Source organism: Bradyrhizobium sp. LTSPM299, from assembly GCF_000938235.1.
In the GTDB taxonomy this organism is placed as follows: Bacteria; Pseudomonadota; Alphaproteobacteria; order Rhizobiales; family Xanthobacteraceae; genus Bradyrhizobium.
The window spans coordinates 13,519-28,307 of the sequence record NZ_JYMU01000095.1 but is presented as its reverse complement, the minus strand read 5'-3'; the positions used below and the strand labels follow the sequence as shown (position 1 = coordinate 28,307).

16 protein-coding genes and 1 pseudogene are annotated in these 14,789 nt (G+C 58.5%); 12 read left to right on the top strand and 5 right to left on the bottom strand.

The genetic code is table 11. The annotated features are described in order from the left end of the window. Window positions 1-1,131: 1,131 nt before the first annotated feature. A complete protein-coding gene (locus UP10_RS40485) occupies window positions 1,132-1,395 on the top strand; it encodes a hypothetical protein (RefSeq protein ID WP_044592736.1) in 264 nt (87 codons plus the stop codon). Window positions 1,396-1,422: 27 nt separating this feature from the next. On the opposite strand, the gene UP10_RS40480 is transcribed toward UP10_RS40485, so the two are convergent. After that, entirely contained in the window at window positions 1,423-2,037 is a 615-nt protein-coding gene (locus tag UP10_RS40480; protein WP_044592735.1) for a hypothetical protein, read from the bottom strand. Between the two features lie 250 nt (window positions 2,038-2,287). Between UP10_RS40480 and UP10_RS40475 the strand changes: the two genes are divergently transcribed. The 6 genes and pseudogenes from UP10_RS40475 (at window position 2,288) to UP10_RS46235 (ending at window position 6,180) form a co-directional block, all read left to right on the top strand. Then, window positions 2,288-2,812, top strand: a complete 525-nt coding sequence (locus UP10_RS40475; protein ID WP_044592734.1) for a DUF1993 domain-containing protein — start codon at window positions 2,288-2,290, stop codon at window positions 2,810-2,812. A 45-nt stretch (window positions 2,813-2,857) separates the two neighbouring features. Continuing rightward, entirely contained in the window at window positions 2,858-3,856 is a 999-nt protein-coding gene (locus UP10_RS40470) for a hypothetical protein (RefSeq protein ID WP_156180749.1), read from the top strand. A gap of 111 nt (window positions 3,857-3,967) precedes the next feature. Next, window positions 3,968-4,561: a hypothetical protein gene (locus tag UP10_RS40465; protein ID WP_044592733.1), complete on the top strand. Its 594-nt coding sequence runs from the start codon at window positions 3,968-3,970 to the stop codon at window positions 4,559-4,561. Further along, complete coding sequence (locus tag UP10_RS40460) at window positions 4,551-5,501, top strand: nucleotidyl transferase AbiEii/AbiGii toxin family protein (protein ID WP_044592732.1); 951 nt, start codon at window positions 4,551-4,553, stop codon at window positions 5,499-5,501. The genes UP10_RS40465 and UP10_RS40460 overlap by 11 nt, the downstream gene beginning before the upstream one ends. Before the next feature lie 84 nt (window positions 5,502-5,585). Beyond that, window positions 5,586-5,849 (top strand): hypothetical protein, encoded by a 264-nt coding sequence (locus UP10_RS45660; RefSeq protein WP_156180747.1) that lies wholly within the window; start codon window positions 5,586-5,588, stop codon window positions 5,847-5,849. A 126-nt stretch (window positions 5,850-5,975) separates the two neighbouring features. Then, window positions 5,976-6,180: pseudogene (locus tag UP10_RS46235) on the top strand (hypothetical protein). A gap of 48 nt (window positions 6,181-6,228) precedes the next feature. Here UP10_RS46235 and UP10_RS40450 read toward each other — a convergent pair. The 4 genes from UP10_RS40450 to UP10_RS40435 form a co-directional block, all read right to left on the bottom strand. After that, the gene (locus tag UP10_RS40450; protein ID WP_044592730.1) at window positions 6,229-7,536 is read right to left on the bottom strand and encodes an MFS transporter; all 1,308 of its coding nucleotides are present in this window, start codon (window positions 7,534-7,536) and stop codon (window positions 6,229-6,231) included. Beyond that, window positions 7,533-7,955, bottom strand: a complete 423-nt coding sequence (locus tag UP10_RS40445; RefSeq protein ID WP_050044055.1) for a response regulator transcription factor — start codon at window positions 7,953-7,955, stop codon at window positions 7,533-7,535. Before UP10_RS40445 ends, UP10_RS40450 begins: the two co-directional genes overlap by 4 nt. Window positions 7,956-8,039: 84 nt before the next feature. Continuing rightward, on the bottom strand, window positions 8,040-8,684 hold the full coding sequence (locus UP10_RS40440) for a response regulator transcription factor (RefSeq protein ID WP_044592740.1): 645 nt from the start codon (window positions 8,682-8,684) through the stop codon (window positions 8,040-8,042). Then, window positions 8,677-10,275: a sensor histidine kinase gene (locus UP10_RS40435; RefSeq protein WP_082077537.1), complete on the bottom strand. Its 1,599-nt coding sequence runs from the start codon at window positions 10,273-10,275 to the stop codon at window positions 8,677-8,679. Before UP10_RS40435 ends, UP10_RS40440 begins: the two co-directional genes overlap by 8 nt. A gap of 329 nt (window positions 10,276-10,604) precedes the next feature. Here UP10_RS40435 and UP10_RS40430 point away from each other — a divergent pair, with 329 nt between their 5' ends. The 5 genes from UP10_RS40430 (at window position 10,605) to UP10_RS44970 (ending at window position 14,661) form a co-directional block, all read left to right on the top strand. After that, window positions 10,605-11,615, top strand: a complete 1,011-nt coding sequence (locus UP10_RS40430; RefSeq protein ID WP_082077536.1) for a helix-turn-helix domain-containing protein — start codon at window positions 10,605-10,607, stop codon at window positions 11,613-11,615. A gap of 262 nt (window positions 11,616-11,877) precedes the next feature. Then, complete coding sequence (locus UP10_RS40425; RefSeq protein ID WP_044592729.1) at window positions 11,878-12,597, top strand: hypothetical protein; 720 nt, start codon at window positions 11,878-11,880, stop codon at window positions 12,595-12,597. A 37-nt stretch (window positions 12,598-12,634) separates the two neighbouring features. Further along, the gene (locus UP10_RS40420; protein WP_044592728.1) at window positions 12,635-13,036 is read left to right on the top strand and encodes a nuclear transport factor 2 family protein; all 402 of its coding nucleotides are present in this window, start codon (window positions 12,635-12,637) and stop codon (window positions 13,034-13,036) included. A gap of 70 nt (window positions 13,037-13,106) precedes the next feature. Next, a complete protein-coding gene (locus UP10_RS40415) occupies window positions 13,107-14,225 on the top strand; it encodes an alkene reductase (protein ID WP_044592727.1) in 1,119 nt (372 codons plus the stop codon). After that, window positions 14,215-14,661: a hypothetical protein gene (locus UP10_RS44970; protein ID WP_044592726.1), complete on the top strand. Its 447-nt coding sequence runs from the start codon at window positions 14,215-14,217 to the stop codon at window positions 14,659-14,661. Before UP10_RS40415 ends, UP10_RS44970 begins: the two co-directional genes overlap by 11 nt. Window positions 14,662-14,789 lie beyond the last annotated feature (128 nt).

The window sequence follows — 14,789 nt, the reverse complement described above, 5'->3', positions numbered from 1 at the left end:
GTAGCCATGGTGGTCTCCGTCTGTTGTCGGGCCGCGACCGTCGCAGCCTCGATGGCGGTCCTTGGCCCGGGAGCGATCGGCCCGCAGCCGTCAGGCCCGCAGCGCAGCGCAGGACGGCGGTAGACGGCTTTTTTGCTTTCCGCGAGGAATGCCGCCACTTCGCGGCAGGGGAAAAAAGCAGGCTTAGCCGTTGCGGGAAGGCGATCGAGGCGCAGCCGCCCCTCGGGCCTGATCCGTCCATTCGAGGTTGCGTGGGACGCGCCCATCAAACAGACCGATTGAGACCGCCATGACTGCCATCATCGTCGCCGCACAAGGGATTGCGTTACCGAACGGACAAAGACGTGCGCCCGCGCATCCACGGCGGCGAAGGCGCGACCCCAGCGAACGACGGTGCATGATTTCGTACTGCGGCGTTGCAGGTCGCGCGCCTCGCAAGACCCGCGGAATCCAGCTCACAATCTCGATGTCAGAGATGACCGATAGGTCTGCCTGCCCCCGCCCACGCCTCCCTGGTGAAGGGAGTGGCGACGACAGCTTCACGCTGATCTGTTCCCACCGCAACGGTGACTGATCCAACCGGATCGATGCGACGTGCCGTTGTTCGGGCGGGTGTCCGAGCGCTGAGCACAACGCGCCCACGTCCGATTGACTTCAGGCCAAACCGCGTCCCGAATTCCGCTCGGGTCTGCGCCGGCATCAGCCGGTGCTTTACCCTGGAGCGTGAGAAGGGCGGAGCCCCTTAGGGCTAGAGTACTGGGCATGTTGGTTGCTGCAAGCCATCCCCTTGAGAAAAAGGCAGCCGACGCGAGGGCAGTGATAGCGACGCCGGCATGCAATGACGGCGGGACCGAGGGCGAGTGCCTCCGGCGAGCGACACACTTTTCTGCGCGAGTGATCGAAGCCGAATGGCCGAGACGCGACGCGGCTCGGTTCACGAGAGCCCGGTGCGGCACTTGCCGGACGCGCAAAAACGGAAATGACGCGCGAGCTGGGGCTCTGGATTTCATCGCGGGTTCGCGGGCGGCATCACTCCAAGCCTCGAGTTCCCGCGATTGCGAATCCCAGCCATGTGTTAGCAGCCGGAACGAATAACGGACAAAACGATTCGCCGTATCAGGAGCTATTCCTATGCTGATGACAAGTGAACGAAGGCCGGCGATACGGACGATGCGCGGATGGGCGATTGACGTGCTTCAGAACGCTGGCGCCATCCGCGAGTGCGAGGAGCACGGTTGGATGCAAGACCGGGCCGATCCGCATGCAAGGGAGCGGGCCTTTGATATCGCCCGCGTAGACCCGCCTGCAGGCGTCTCCCCTGATGCAGCGGCGGCCGAGGTTCGCGACGTGCTGAACGCGATCGGTGATACCTGCCCAGAATGCCCTCCTGATTAGAAGGACCTGCGCCAGGCATGACGGAAACTAACCCCGCGCGCGCCGCAGCGCGCCTTCCGATCGCTCCTTCTCCTTATCCCAGCGGGCTTTTTCCGCCTGCGATCTCTTCTCGAGAGCCTCGACCTCGGCCTGGATCGCGGCGGCCCGCTTCGCGTGCTCTTGCTCAGCCTTGTCCAGCGCAGCCTGCGCCTTGTCGACCGCCTGCTGCCGGCGTTCACGGTCCTTCTGCCTGGCGGTCTCTTCCTTCGCCTGTTCAAGCTGGCGCCGCTTCTGCTCCTTTTCGAAGGCGAGAGCGGCCTTTCGTTCCGCAGCCTTATCGACGGGGCGAGAGGAAGGCTTCTTCGTCTTCAGACCTTTCGACTTGCGGGCGGCTTTCGTTGGTCCGCCGCCGCCGAGATCGGTGGGCAGCTCGGCATGTTCGCTGAAAGGTCGGTCTGTTCCGACCGGGCGCCTGAGAACGACGCCGGGCTTTGCCATGGTCGCGGCGATGACGTCCGGATCGTGGCTCTCCTGCGCCGCGCCCTGATGGAAGAGATTGCTATCTGCGCCCCACGCTTCCAGAGCCGCTTTCATGGAGGGAGCGGCCATCGCCAGATCGAAGAAGCCCAGCGAAGTCTGGTAGGTCTTGAGTTTTTTCGCCATGAGACGTTTTCCCCGCACCACGGACTGACCGCTGCCATGCGATCAGCCGCGCTGTCTACCTCGCAAGCAGAGAATTTAGCGGGCGAACAGCGGCCGGCCCGTGAAATCTCGACAGAAGAAGCGCTCAACCGAGTTTCGCTGGCGGGAGATTGCTGGATCGACGACGGCGTGGGTATTGTTGCTTTGTCCTCCGCGACAGCGCGGGGTTCGCCCGGCGCTAACGGAGGCCGGCTCAAGCAAGGGAAAGCCGATGGCGACATCACTCTATGACCTCAGCGTGCCGACCTTCCTGCAGACCGTGAGCGCCGTCGCGGGCTTCCTGGGTCGCGCGGCCAGCCACTTCGCCGAGACAGCCGCCGACCCGGACGACTTCGTGCACGCCCGCCTCTTCGACGACATGGCGCCCTTCCATTTCCAGATCGAAGCCCTGGCGCACCATTCCGTGTGGGGGTTGGAGGCCGTGAAGACCGGCGTGTTCGCCCCGCCCGCCCTGGTCGGACCGATCCCGTTCGCCGACCTGCAGACCATGATTGACCAGGCGGAAAAGGCGCTGGAGGCGTTTACCCCCAATGAGGTCAACGGGTGGGCGGGCAAGGCCCTGGACCTCCAGATCGGCCCGCGGAAACTCGCCTTCACGCCGGAGACCTTCATTCTCTCGTTTTCGCTGCCGAACTTCCATTTCCACGCCGTCACCGCCTACGACATCCTGCGCACGCGGGGCGTGCCGCTCGGCAAGCGCGATTACGAGGGCCGGCTGCGCACCAGATCGGCCTAGGCCGACTTCCGCTGCGGTTTGGCCGCCGGCCTCTTGGATGCAAAGTTGGAAGGCTGGGCGCGCGACACGCAGGTGCGGGTTGCTCCCCTGGGATTGCATGCGTTGTTCGAGGGCCAAGCGCGCATGATCCAATTGCAATTCCTAACGTTCGGAATGGCCAATCCTCCTACAATGGATACGTTGAAGGACGCCGGCTATTTCAAGGGCGTGTACGGGGAAGCCTTCGATGGCTTTCTCAAAGCAACGAATTCGCCTTGGCCTAAACTCGTCGATGATCCTGTCGTCGCTCTTTTTCTTCTGATCGTCGATCTCGCGATCAACCCGACCGCGGGCTTTCCGCTCGATATCGAAAGTTTCGAGAATTTCATTATCGACGTCGATCCGGGCATTCGTTTTTTGCGGCTGTGCCAGTCGGTGCGAAACGAGCACCCTGAATTATTAGGCCGCATTACCGAGTATTCGCGTCAGGAGTATATGCAGGTCGCCGATATGCTAACGAAAGCATGTGGGTATGACCACCCGGGCGTGGCACTTTCGGTGATCGAGAGCTGGGCGACTGACATGCCTGGTGTTGTCGAAATTCTCTCAGAAAAGGAAACATTCCGGTTCGATCCCGGCAACGTCGTTGTACGCGTTCTGCTTTCCTATTTCGTTAGCTTCTCGATAGACAAGTTGAAGCATCCGGAATTCTTCTGCTGGGCAGGCGCGTGGCTCGCTGCGCCGCGTGTTTCCGATAACAGTCAGTCTCTCTTTCTCAAATATCTGTCCCTCTTTTCCGATAGGGCGGATGATGACGGCATTTTCCCTAGGAACATCCCTGGGAAAGCCCCAGAGGTCATCACGAAGACGCTCAGCAATTTCTACGCAAATGTCATCAACTATGATCTTACCCGCCAGTGGATTCTGAATGATGGGCCATTTCGCTACGACTTTGATTGGTTGACGCAAACCTATTCGAAGGCAGAGATGGCGGACTGGGCCAAGACACGGTTCGAGCAGATTTTCCGCGTTCATCCTGATGCTTTTGAAATTCTATCGAGTTAGTCAATTGCTTTAAAAAAATAATCATATAAATCATATACTTGCACGGCTCAATGCATGATTTTTCAATGAAAAAACTTGCAAAATAGTCAGTTCTGACTTATATTCGAAGCCATGACGAAGCTCGAAGCCCTCAAGAAGCACCTGAAGCCGGGCCATGCCTATCGACGGGCGGATTTGGCCCGATGGTCGACGTCTGTCGATCGGCATCTCAAGGAACTGGTCGAGAGTGGCACGCTCAAGAAGCTTTCGGGCGGGCTCTATGCCTATCCGAAGGAAACGGCTTTCGGTCCGGCTCCCGCTTCCGACAAGGATGTCGTGAGCGCCTTTCTGAAGGACGATACGTTTCTGCTGGCCTCACCCAATGCCTACAACGGCCTGGGCGTGGGAACGACGCAGCTTTATGACAAGACCGTCGTTTACAATCACAAGCGCCACGGAGAGTTTCAGCTCGGCAATCGCAAATTTGCCTTCCGCGTGAAGCCGCGCTTTCCAAAGTCGCTGACGCGGGAGTTTCTGCTTGTTGATCTCGTCAACAACGTTGATCAGCTAGCGGAAGCGAAGGAAGAAGTTCTCAAGCGGGTCGAGCAGCGCGCTGCGTCGTCCGATCGCCGCCGCTTGCGCCGCGCTGTCCGCGAGTATGGAAACGAGCGAACGAAGAAATTCTTCGATCGCGCGTTGAGGCCGAGCGAACTACGTGCCGCGTGATTTCCTCCACAATCATCCGCAATTCGCGGATCTGATCCGGATTGTGGCGGAAGAAAAGGGCATTGATCCAGCTCTGGTCGAAAAAGACTACTGGATCATGCACTGCCTTTATGGACTTGACGAGTTGGGCTTCATTTTCCAACTCAAAGGCGGCACATCGCTCTCCAAAGGTCATAAGATCATCAGCCGGTTTTCGGAAGACATCGATATTCTGATCGAACCGTTCCCAGGCCAGGATGTAAAAACCGGCAAAAAACAAAACAAACCGGCCCATATCCAGTCACGCAAGGACTTCTACGATTGGCTTGCTGGCGAGATCAAGATTGACGGCATCCCAAAGGTCGAGCGCGACGCCGAGTTCGATGATGTGCCGAACTATCGCAGCGCCGGCATTAAGCTGAACTACACGACGGTCGTCGAGGCGATGGAAGGCCTTCGGGAGGGCGTCCTCCTGGAGGTCGGTTTCGATACGGTAGCTCCGAACGCGCCAAAGGACATCAGCTCATGGCTCTACGACCGGGCTGCTGCAAGCAACGTGGACGTCATCGACAACCGCGCCATGGAGGTACCTTGCTATGACGCCGGTCATACCTTCGTTGAAAAGCTTCAGACCGTCTCGACGAAATTCCGAAAGCAGCAGGCGGATGGCAGCGATCCAGTCGGGTTCATGCGCCACTACTACGATGTCCATGAGTTGCTCAAACAGCCCGAGGTTCAGAAGTTCATCGGCACTAGCGCCTACACCGCGCACAAGCAGGCGCGTTTCCGGCAAGGCGACAACCAGAACATCGCCGAGAACGAGGCATTCATCTTGAGCGACGCGAAAACGCGAACACTCTACACCGACGCCTACAAGCGTAGCGGCGCACTCTATTACGCGGACAAGCCGACGTTCGAACAGATACTCGCCGAGATCGGCAAGTGGGCTGACAAGCTATAGCCCTCAGCTTTCCGACGTTTTGCCGCGCGTTCATGGCGTTCGCCGACCCAGCGTGCCGTCCTGGTAGGCGCGGATAAGGTCGGCATGGGAATCGGGGTGCTCGACTACGGCTCCCTCAAAGATGCACGCGCGCAGGCATTGCGCTGTAATCACTTCGAGATCGTAAAGCGGATCGTCACCGTATTGCTCGTAGTACTGGTGGTATCTACCGGAGTCGTAAACATCAGGCGCTCCACCATGGATCACCGAGTTGCGGAGCCGAAGAAGAAGCCTCAATCGGTCATAATCGAAGCCAGTTCCGCCGTTCTGCCCTATCGCATCGATTACAGCCTGGGTCGCCCGGCTTGAATCGCCGAAAATGGCATCCAACGTCATAAACAGCCAGGGAAAGCGCTCGTGTGAATCAAGTCCGGGCGCTTGGCTTTTGCGAATTCAGCATGCCGGAGTTCAGGTCATAGGTGGCGGCCGGTCCAGATCAAGGCTGGCGCGATCCACGAATGCGAGGAACACGGCTGGGCCAAGGACCGCGGATCCCCATGCCCGGGACCGCGCCCTTGATGCGGCACGCCAGGATCCGCCGCAGGGCGTCTCGCCCCATGCGGCGGCCGTTGCGATATTGGAAGTGCTGGATTCGATTGGCGATACCTGTCCGGAATGCCCGCCCGGCAGGCCACTTTAAAGCAGGGTTGGTACGCCAGAAGCGGCACGTCGCGCACTGCCCGTTAATTTAAGTCGCGAATTCAGCCTTCGCCTCGTGGCCGTCGAGAAACGTCAATAGCCCTGCCGCAAGCGGCAACAAGGAAAGGACAAGCAACCCGGTCGACGTATTGCCGGTTGTTTCCTTAACCCAGCCAATCAGATATGGCCCACCGAAGCCGGCGAGGTTCCCGATCGAATTGATCAGTGCGATCGCGCCGGCGGCTGCGGTCCCAGAGAGCCACGCGGTCGGTAGCGTCCAGAAAACCGCAAATGTGCAAAACATGCCGATTGCGGCCATGGTCAGCATGATCATCGTCGTAGTCGGATCAGTGATGTAGCTGGAGACGCCGAGCGCAAGCGCAGTCAGCAACAGCGGGCCACCAACATGGGCTACGCGCTCGCGGGTGGCGTCGGAGTGTCGTGCCCACAAGATCATGGCGATGGTGCCGAAAAGATAGGGTATAGCGGTGACAAAGCCGGTCTGCGCATTGGTGAGGCCGAATGCCTTGACGATCTGCGGCAGCCAGAACTGCATGCCATAGACCGCGCCCACGTAGCCGAAATAGATCAGGCTGAGCGCGATCCCTTTAGGCGACGACAGCACCTGCCCGAGCGACAAGTGCCCCGTGGCCTGCTTGGCGGCATTCTCGGCCTGCAGCTTTGAGGCCAGCCACGCCTTCTGCTCGGCGTTAAGCCACTCCGCTTTCTCCGGTCGGTCTGTCAGATAGAACCAAGTGACGATTCCGAGCAGCGCCGAGGGGATGCCCTCGATGACGAACAGCCACTGCCAGCCCTTCAGCCCCATAGCCCCGTCGAGCCCAAGCAGGAGGCCTGAGACCGGCGCCCCGATGACGGTGGACATCGGAACGGCGACAACAAAAGCAGCGAGGAATCGCCCGCGGTATTCCGCCGGGTACCAATAGGTTAGATAGAGGATGATGCCGGGGAAGAAGCCGGCCTCGGCAACGCCGAGCAGGAAGCGCAGGATATAAAAACTCCATTCCCCGCTGATCGTCGCCATCAGCGTCGAGATGATACCCCACGTCACCATTATGCGAGCGATCCAGCGACTGGCGCCAAATCTTTCCAGCGCGAGGTTGCTCGGCACCTCGAAGATGAAATAACCGATGAAAAAGATGCCGGCACCCCAGGCAAATACAGTCGGCGAAAACTTCAGATCTGCGTTCATGGTCAATGCGGCAAAGCCGAGATTGACGCGGTCGAGATAGGCAAAGAAATACGCCATCACCAGAAACGGAATCAGTCGCATCGAAATCGCGCGAATGGTCGAGCTTTCGAGTTCGCCCCGCCCCTCATTCGTGATGGCCTGGCTCATTCGCTCTCCCGGGCCGTTATTGTCCCCGCGTCACCGGAGGTTTCCGCATCGCGAATGCTCAACGCTCGCTCGATGCATTCGATGATGGCAGGGCCGCCGAAAGGCTTGTTTAGAAAGCAGATAGCCCCGCCCTCGATAGCCTTGTCGCGAACCCTTTCGTCAGGATACGCCGTGATGAAAATCATCGGTATTTTCGGCTCTTTTGCCGTCAGCACCTGCTGAAGCTCTATTCCGCTCATTCCCGGCATCTGAACGTCCGCGACGATACAAGCTGTATCTGCAAGGCCGTTCGCGCTTAGAAAGTCCTGACCGGACGCAAACGTTTTGGCCATGAGGTCCATCGACCTCACGATGTCAGCCACCGCAACGCGGACAGAAATATCGTCATCAATAATTGATACGATAGGAGGATGGGGCAAGAGCGCTCACTTGATGCATCGGAGCCCTCGACAGCAAAGGCCACAATTGACACTGACCCATCAGCGCTACGGAAAGAACTATACTTAGGTTTGGACGATCGAAATAATGTCGTTGCGCCCCAATGCTTCCGACATTTTGACAAGGTCAGCGAACGACTTGGCGTGCATCTTTCGCATGATGCTACCCCTGTGGATCTTGACCGTGATCTCAGCCAGTCCCATCTTCTCCGCTACTTGCTTGTTCATCAGGCCCGACGCGAGAAACGACATCGCCTCCTTCTCGCGGGTGCTGAGAGTATCGAAACAAGCCCTGATATCCGATGTCAATCGACGCGCCTCGCGCCGCTTACGATCCCGTTCCAACGCCGTCGTAACGGCATCCAACATGTCCTGCTCCCGATAGGGCTTGGTCAGGAAATCGATTGCGCCGGATTTCATCGCGCGAACCGACATTTGGATGTCGCCTCGACCGGTCAAAAATACGATCGGGATTTCAATTCCGGCTTCAGTAAGGCCTGCCTGAAAGTCCAGGCCGTTCAATCCAGGCATTCGGACGTCCAGAATCATGCAACTTGGCGCATCGGCACGCTTATGTTTCAGGAAATCGCCGGCGGCACTGAAGCTCTCGACCGAAAAGTCGACCGAACGAAACAGACTTGATAGCGAATTCCGGACAGAGGCATCGTCATCCACTACGTACACTACGGACCTTATTTGCGTCTTATTCATCGCGCCCCTCGGCATTAATCCTGTGGGCTGTCGTCCCGACGGATGAGTGCGGCTCGATAATTCCGCCGGCCTTCTTCTTCTGCTGTAGCGGAAGTTCAATTCGGATTGTTGTTCCCGCCTTCCCGGTCTTCACCGTCAAGCGCCCATCATGAGCCTCTATGATAGACCGGCTAATCGACAGCCCCATTCCGAGGCCTTTCGACTTTGTGGTGAAAAACGCATCGAACAGCCTGTCCACATGCTCAGGCTCTATGCCGCAGCCGACGTCTTGAACTTCAACGAATGCTTCATCTCCATGGCGTCCAGACCGGACCACGATCGTCCGATCTTCATCCGGCACGGTCTCCATGGCTTCAACACCATTCATGATTAAATTTATAATGACTTGCTGAAGCTGGACGCGATCACCGATAACCGGGGGAATTCCAGCGACAAGTTCCTGCTCTAGGCTCGCTCTGTGATTGCTCAATTCACGATTTATCAGCGCGATCGATTCCGAAACAATGGCGCTGATGTCCAGAGCGATCATCTTGGTGTCGGTCTTGTTCGAGAGGGCGCGAATTCGGGCGATGATCTCACTCGCGCGATTGCAATCGCTGATGATGGCCTCCACCGACGAGCGGACCTCGTCGAGCCGAGGTGGGCTCTTGTTCAGCCATCTCAGGCAAGCCGTGCCGCTGCCGACTGCGCCTGCGAGAGGCTGATTCACTTCGTGAGCAATCGATGCCGTCAATTCCCCGAGGGTCGTAACCCGAGTGACATGCGCCAGATCGGCCTGAGCCTTCCGAAGCGCGGTTCTCGAAATTTCGGATCGTACCACGGAAGTCACATCGGTGCCGCCGCCCCTGTAACCGAGAAAGCCACCCTGTGAATCGTATCTCGGGATCCCGCTTACCGAGATGTAGGCGATCGAATCGTCATTCAGCAGGACGCGATAGACAAAATCACGAAACGGCTCATGGGCGGCCAGCATGGCGATATGGACCTTCCATTTCTCCGGCTCCAGCTCGAGATCCACGGCGACTTCCCAACGCGTCAGACCGATTCGTTTCGGAGCCGCGATCGAGTCGAAGAATGGGCGTTCGTCGGGCATGTAGGTGAACCGATGGTCCGGACCTGTTTCCCAGTACCAATCCGATGTGGCTTCGTTAAAGGCACGGAAACGCTGCTCACTGTCTCGGAGAGCCCCCTCAAAGCGCTTGCGGTCTTCGATGTCGGTATGAATTCCGTACCATCGAACAATTTTGCTGGCATCGGCAGGAAACGGTTGGGCCGAAAATTGAAACCAGCGATATTCGCCGTCCGTCCGCCTTAAGCGGTGTTCGCCTGTGAAAGGCTGGCCAGTCTTCAAGTGTACACGCCATTGCGAAACCAACGCGGTCATGTCGTCCGGGTGAACCGCTCTGGCCCAACGATGGCCAGCAAGTTCATTGATTGTCAGGCCGGTATAGTCGCGCCAGGTGCGATTGACGAATTCAGGCGTTCCATCTGCCAGATAGCAGGTTGCGACGGCAGGCATCGTATCGAGGGCAGCCCAAACGTCGCCTTCAAAACTCGAAGTGGGGACTTCAGCGGGACCGGTTGAAGACATCCTAGGCCTCTCGCTTGAAAACGCCCTCGCCGTTTCCAAGATACCGGCATCAGATGACTTGCGCGCGGCTGACCAACCTGACCCGCGAAAGTCTACAAGAGCCGTCGTCGGCTGTATATGAGGCAGATTCAAGCGAGTCTCGCCAAATCACTGCGAGATGCAGCAGATCCGGAGCATACGATGGTATGTATCGGCCCTAGAACGTATGATTGCTAGTCTCGTGGCCTGCCCTAAAAATGTGTCCACTTTGATAAAGCGCAGCAAGTTAAGCCAGCCAACTCGCAATAACTGACATCGGATCATGCAACCGAACCGGACGGGGATTCAAGATGACCGGTATCAAAGAGAATACCGGCGCACCTTCATACACAAGCCGTCAGCAGGAGCCGGTTCGATTGCCAGGCGATGCCGCAAAAGGAAATCGCGAGAAGCTTTTGCCGGTGGACGCGACATCGATCGACGCCATCATGAGCGGGCGGTTTCGATTGGGCGAGGCCCCTACTCTGGCGGCTCCATCCCTTTCGGATAACCCGATCGCGTTCACCCGGCTGCGGTGCGACAGCAACGAGCACGGCCTTGCAGGACCAGTCCCCCCCGAGGGCTCATTCGCATTCCAAGTGATGCTTAAGCCGGTGCAGTCGTGGGAACTGCGTACAAATCGCGGCCACGGATCACTGCCGCCCACGAAGCCCGGTGACACATTCCTTTTCGACCTGTCGGAGAATCCGCAGCTTCTTCTGCACTCCTCCTTCGACATGGTAAGGTTTTATATGCCACGCTCTGCGCTGGACTCCCTCGCCTATGGACGGGGCCTGCGCCGGGTGGCCGGTCTGCGGGCCCCGCCCCTCGGCGCGCACGATCCTGTCATGTACGGGATGGCCCAGGCGATGGTGGCCAGCATGAGCAACGTTGGCACAGCCCAGCCGATCTTCGTCGAGTACATGGCGTTGGCGTTTCACGCACACGTCGTACATGCCTACGGCAGCGTGCCGGAGCGCCAGACCGTCAACGGCGGTCTGGCGCCGTGGCAGATGAAGCGCGTCGCGGAGGCAGTCGAGGCCAATCCTGGCTTGAACCACACGATCAGTTTGCTGGCAGAGGAGTGTAATCTGTCCAGCAGCTATTTCTCCCGCGCGTTCAAGGAGACGACCGGGTTGGCGCCGCATCAATGGCTCACGCGCAAGCGAGTGGAACACGCCCGTAGACTGCTGTCGCAAACCAGCATGGAGCTTTCTGAAATCGCTCTGGCCTGCGGCTTTGTCGATCAGAGCCACTTCTCCCGGGTGTTTGCGAACCAGGAGAAGCGCAGCCCCGGAAAATGGCGGAAGCTCGCGCTCTAAAGTTTAAGGCAGCCTCACAATCCTTCATTCTGAAGTGGCGGACACGATCAGACGCGTGAAGGCGTTAGCGCGTGGGTCCACGTTCGTGGCGCCATATCGCGGAAGGAAAATGCCATTTCGGGCGGTTTGCTGCAATCGCCCGACCGACTGTCATCCTATGAATCGGCCACGCTGATAATGGCTTTCGGTTTCGAACAAGACCGATCGCAACATCCGCTGCTCGACCACACCTTTTCGAGCGAGCCTTCAAGGAGAACATCCGATGAGCGACCTTTTGGAAATGGCTGTCGAAGCCCACGGCGGGATCGAGCGGTGGAACGAATTCAACACGCTTCGCGCAGAGGTTTCGATTGGCGGAGCGATTTGGGAGGTCAAGCAGCAGCCTGGATTGTTGTCGGACAAGACGTTCGAGATCCAGACCAAACAAGAGCGGCTCTCGATCACGCCCTTCTCCTCCCCCGGCCTGGCCGCGGTATTCGTTCCGTCGCGCCAGACGCTGGTGAGATCGGACGGCGCCATCGTGGAGACTCGTGACGATCCGCAAGCCTCATTCACGGGACAGGTTCGCGAGACGCCCTGGGACAAATTCCATGTCGCGTTCTTCGCCAGCGAAGCGCTCTGGACCTACCTCACGTTGCCGTTCCTTTATACGTATCAAGGATTCGAGTGCGAGGAGATCGATCCTTGGGAAGAAGACGGCGAGCAATGGCGCCGGCTGAAGGTGACGTTTCCAGACCGCGTCGTCAGCCATAGCAAGACGCAGATCACACATTTCGGGCCCGATGGCCTGATGCGACGTCACGACTATACGGTCGACATTCTGGGCGGCGCCACCGGCGCAAACTACTCAACAAACTACCGAGAATTCCAGGGCATCAAGATGCCGACCACGCGCCGGATCTACGCCTACGACGAGGCGATGCAAAGGGTCCCCGAACCGCTGTTGGTCGCGATCGATTTCAGCATGTTCACCTTCAGCTAAGTCACCGAAACCCTCCTACCCTGCGGCGGTAACACAAATGTCCAAGACGATTGAGGAAACAAACAAGGCGCTCGTGCTCAACGCATTCGATGCGCTCTTCAACAGGCGAGATTATACGGCTGCGGCGCAGTTCTGGTCGCCCGATTACATCCAGCATAGCGCTCACATCGGCCCCGGCCGCGACGGCCTCTTCAATCTGATCAAGAACACGCCGGCGATGCTGCGATACGAACACGGAGCCATCGTCGCCGAAAACGATCTTGTGATCGTCCACGGAAGATTCTCGGGTCATGGCAGGCCGCGCAGTTGGATCGCGGCCGATGTGGTCCGGATCGCAGACGGCATGCTCGCGGAGCATTGGGACGTTTTGCAGGACGAAGCAACCGAAGCAGAGTCGCAAAGCGGCCGGCCCATGTTCGGCACGGAATTCTCCGCATAGCCATCCAGCGGCTTCAGGTCGCCAAACACCGGCGTCGGGCCAACGATCGTTATCGAAAGGACCAACCTCCATGCCGGCAGATATCCTTTTCACACCGATCAAACTCGGTGCTCTCGACCTTCCGAACCGCATCGTCATGCCGGCATTGACCCGCATGAGAGCGGGTCCAGGTGGCGTTCCTACGGCGTTGAATGCCGAATATTACGCGCAGCGCGCCTCGGCGGGTCTGAATATCACCGAAGCAACCGCGATCAGCGTTCAGGGGCACGGCTATCCGAATATGCCGGGTATTCACAGCGCGGCACAGGTCGCGGGCTGGGGGGCGGTTACGGATGCCGCCCACGAGCGCGGTGGTCGCATCGTCCAGCAGATCGTGCATCACGGCCGCTGGTCTCATTCTTCTTACAATACGGATGGCAGCCTGCCGGTAGCGCCCTCGGCAATCACACCGCCTGGCCATACTTATACCGCCCAATCCACCCAGGTCCCCTTTGAAACGCCGCGCGCCCTGGAGGCCTCCGAGCTTCCATCCATCATCGATTCTTTCCGGCAGGCGGCGCGAAATGCGATCGAGGCGGGTTTCGATGCTGTTGAAGTTCACGGCGCGAACGGCTTCCTCCTCGACCAATTCCTCCAGGACGGAAGCAATCAACGGACGGACGACTACGGCGGGTCAATAGAAAACAGGTCTCGGCTGTTGCTCGAAGTGATGGACGGGATATCAAACGATATCGGTTCGGATCGAGTTGGCGTCAGACTTTCACCGCACGGAAATCTCGGCGGCCTCAGCGACAGCGCCACGCTTCCCCATTTCAGCTACGTGATCGCGGAGCTCAGCAAACGCCGACTAGCCTACCTTCACCTGATTGAGCCGAGGGCATCGTCGGCAGGGATCGCGGATGATGCGAGCGTCGATAGCGCAAACAACGCAAGTCTTTTCCGCAGGATGTTTGTAGGGCCGGTCATTACCGCAGGCGGATATACCGCGACGAGCGGCGTAGAGGCCATCTCATCCGGCCTGGCCGACGCCGTGGCCTTTGGCCGGATGTTCATCGCCAATCCGGACCTCGTCGAGCGGATCCGGTTGTCTGCCCCTTTAAACAGGTTTGATCGCGCGACTTCCTACGGCGGCGGAGCCCGGGGCTACATAGACTACCCCAGGTTCATGGAGTTGGCCGATGTCGAATGATCAACAACCACCCACGACGCAGTCCTGGGGGAACGATCTCGCACCTGGACACGCCTGGTCGGAAATCATCAAGCGACCAACCCTCGACGAATTTTCCGTTGCTTTCACCGCGGACGTAGCGCTTGACGCTTCAGTGTTGCCCAGAACGGTTCGAGGCGCGCCGGACATCCGGGCGGTCTTCGATGCGACAAGAGAAATGTATGACACGATCGCATTCAGCCGCGAAGAAAGCAGTACGTATAGGACGTATCTTGAATGGGATGGCGTGTTTGGAGGCCATCTGGTCGCCGGCGCAACGGTCCTCACCAAAGATGCGGCCGGTTTGATTGAAAGTATACGCCTGTATCACCGCCCGCTCTTCTTGGTGAACGAGTTTTCCGCCGATCTGCTGCGCCGACTCGCCGGAAAGATGATGGTGGATGTCCTGCGGCAATGATTGTTCCGAGTCGAATCGACCTACGCATTAAAAAGCACACGCATCCCTGGACACGCATGAACGTACGTCGCTCCAGCAGAAAACGGAGGAAGAATGACCTGATTACAGAACTTCGACGCTGACGCATT